Annotated in this window: 3 protein-coding genes; 1 reads left to right on the top strand and 2 read right to left on the bottom strand. The window is 49.4% G+C overall.

Going from position 1 to position 2327, the window contains the following annotated elements; genetic code table 11:
- Nucleotides 1-201: 201 nt before the first annotated feature.
- A complete protein-coding gene (locus QZ105_RS10390; protein WP_293729847.1) occupies nucleotides 202-681 on the bottom strand; it encodes a YhcH/YjgK/YiaL family protein in 480 nt (159 codons plus the stop codon).
- 161 nt (nucleotides 682-842) lie between these two features.
- Complete coding sequence (locus QZ105_RS10640) at nucleotides 843-929, bottom strand: putative holin-like toxin (RefSeq protein ID WP_366936051.1); 87 nt, start codon at nucleotides 927-929, stop codon at nucleotides 843-845.
- Between the two features lie 262 nt (nucleotides 930-1191).
- Between QZ105_RS10640 and QZ105_RS10395 the strand changes: the two genes are divergently transcribed.
- Nucleotides 1192-2327, top strand: a 1136-nt coding sequence (locus QZ105_RS10395; RefSeq protein ID WP_293729848.1) for an ABC-F family ATP-binding cassette domain-containing protein, incomplete at its 3' end; no start/stop codon positions are given.

The following is a 2327-nucleotide window of genomic DNA, read 5'->3' on the forward strand; positions in this document are numbered from 1 at the left end:
CTACGACGCCCTGATTAACAGTCAGGTGTTCTACCGGCTGAACTATCGGGGAATATAACTTGCTGACCAACATTTTAGCGTTGCTCAACATCACGAATGTTATTATAAGCTTTTACGCAGCGTTTGTCAACACCTTTTTTGCAAGTTTTTTATTATTTTTCTGCGTAAGCATTGGCCGCGCCGTTGCAAAACTTCGCCACGTTATTCTGCCTTTACCTTCACCACAATCTTCTGCACCTGCTCCGGCGCCGCTTCGCCTAAGCAGCCGTTAGCGCAGTTAGGGCGATGCAGTTCCCAGGGAAAGAAAATCGCAAAATCTCCGGCCTGCAATACGACGCAGTTACGCTCTCCGGGGTTGGCATAAAAAATAACGTCGTCGGCAGCGGCTCTGTTTTCTATTTCCAGACAAGCGCCGTCAAGGGGCGTGTACCAAATCGTTTCGCTGCCCTGCGCTACATACTGCACGTCTATATATTCATTATGCTTTTCCGGACGGCGCTGCGCCTTCGGCTCCGTAGCGTAGGTATTAACGCGGGCGAAAACCTTACGCCCGTCGATTTCATATTCGCCGTTGGCAACCCTGCTGAAATCCGTGGCGGCAATATATTTTAAGGCTGTCTGCAAATCGCTGCTCACATAGGGCAGCAGCTTAGCAATATCGTTTTTATTTCCCTGCAGCATTTTTCATTTCTCCTTTGCATTTGACTTATGGAAGCAAGCCTGCTATAATATTTTTAGAAGATGAGCTGGCAAGTCGCACTGTCAGCTCTTCCCTCTAATTTAATGGTTTTTGAAGAAAAGGCTGACAAAAGACCTGTCGGTCTTTTTCTTTTTATGTAAGCTTACTTACATGCCAAGATAATGGTCGCTACTAAAATTCCAAAGGCTATCATTAAGCTTAGCGCTTCGTAAATTCTCAAAGCTTCCACCTCCCCAACGGGGCAGCCGACACAAGCCAGATCATCATTAGCATTATAGCAAATATCCGGCGGCTTGACAATGCGCAGCGCTTCTCAACGCAGCTAATATCATGTATAATGTGTGCACACAGCGATTGCGGAGCCGCAGGCAAACGCAGAGCTGATGTGCAACATATACCTGTCACCCGGCGATTGGCAAGCTGCAAGCGAAGACAGAGCCGCGGTAAACATGGTATAATATATAAAAACAAATTTTAGAAAGAGGTCATCCATGAGCTATTTAAATGTCACTAACGTCTCCCACTCCTTTGGCGGCCGCCAAATTCTGGAAAACGTTTCCTTTAAATTACTGCGCGGCGAGCATGTAGGCCTGGTCGGCGCCAACGGCGAAGGCAAGTCCACCTTTTTAAATATCGTCACCGGTCACGTACTGCCGGATGAAGGCAAGGTGGAGTGGCCGGGCAAGGTATCCGTAGGCTATCTGGACCAGCAAAGCACCCTGGAAAAGGGCATGACCATCCGCCAGGTACTGCGCACAGCCTTCGACGGCCTGTACGAAATGGAACAGCAAATGCTGGAGCTGTACGAAAAGATGGGCGACGCTGCTCCCGAAGAAATGGACAAAATGATGAACACTGTCGGCGAAATCCAAACGGAGCTGGAACATGCAGGCTTTTACTCTCTGGACAGCAAAATTGAAGAATTTGCCAACGGCTTAGGCTTGGGCAGCATCGGTCTGGACAAGGACGTCAGCGAGCTTTCCGGCGGCCAGCGCAGCAAGGTTTTATTAACCAAGCTGCTGCTGCAAAACTCCAAAATTCTGCTGCTGGACGAGCCCACCAACTATCTGGACGTGGAGCATATCGAATGGCTGACGAAATTCTTGCAGAATTACGAGCACGCCTTCATTCTTATTTCTCACGACGTCTCTTTCCTCAATAATGTAGTCAATGTCATCTACCATTTGGAAAACTGCGAGCTGACCCGCTACAGCGGCAATTACGATAAATTCCAGGAAATGTACGCCATCTACAAGGCGCAGAAGGAAAGCGCCTACGAGCGCCAGCAGCAGGAGGTGGCCAAGCTGGAGGACTTTATCGCCCGCAATAAGGCCCGCGTCGCCACCACCAATATGGCTAAAAGCCGCCAACGCAAGCTGGATAAGATGGAAATGATTGAAAAGCCCCGCGAGAAAATCAAGCCTACCTTTAAATTCCGCGAAGCGCGCACTCCCAGCCGCTTTATTGTAGAAGCCAAGGATTTGGTATTGGGCTACGATACGCCCTTGACCCGTCCCGTTACCTTTAATTTAGAGCGCGGGCAGAAAATTGCCATTCGCGGCGTCAACGGCCTGGGCAAGACCACGCTGCTGAAAACAATTTTAGGCATTATCCCTCCGGTCAGCGG

It is taken from the genome of uncultured Phascolarctobacterium sp. (genome assembly GCF_905212365.1).
GTDB lineage: Bacteria > Bacillota > Negativicutes > Acidaminococcales > Acidaminococcaceae > Phascolarctobacterium_A.

What these genes read in the sequence shown, in the direction of transcription:
- QZ105_RS10390 (WP_293729847.1), bottom strand. Translation starts at nt 681, where the DNA reads ATGCTGCAGGGAAATAAAAACGATATTGCTAAGCTGCTGCCCTATGTG.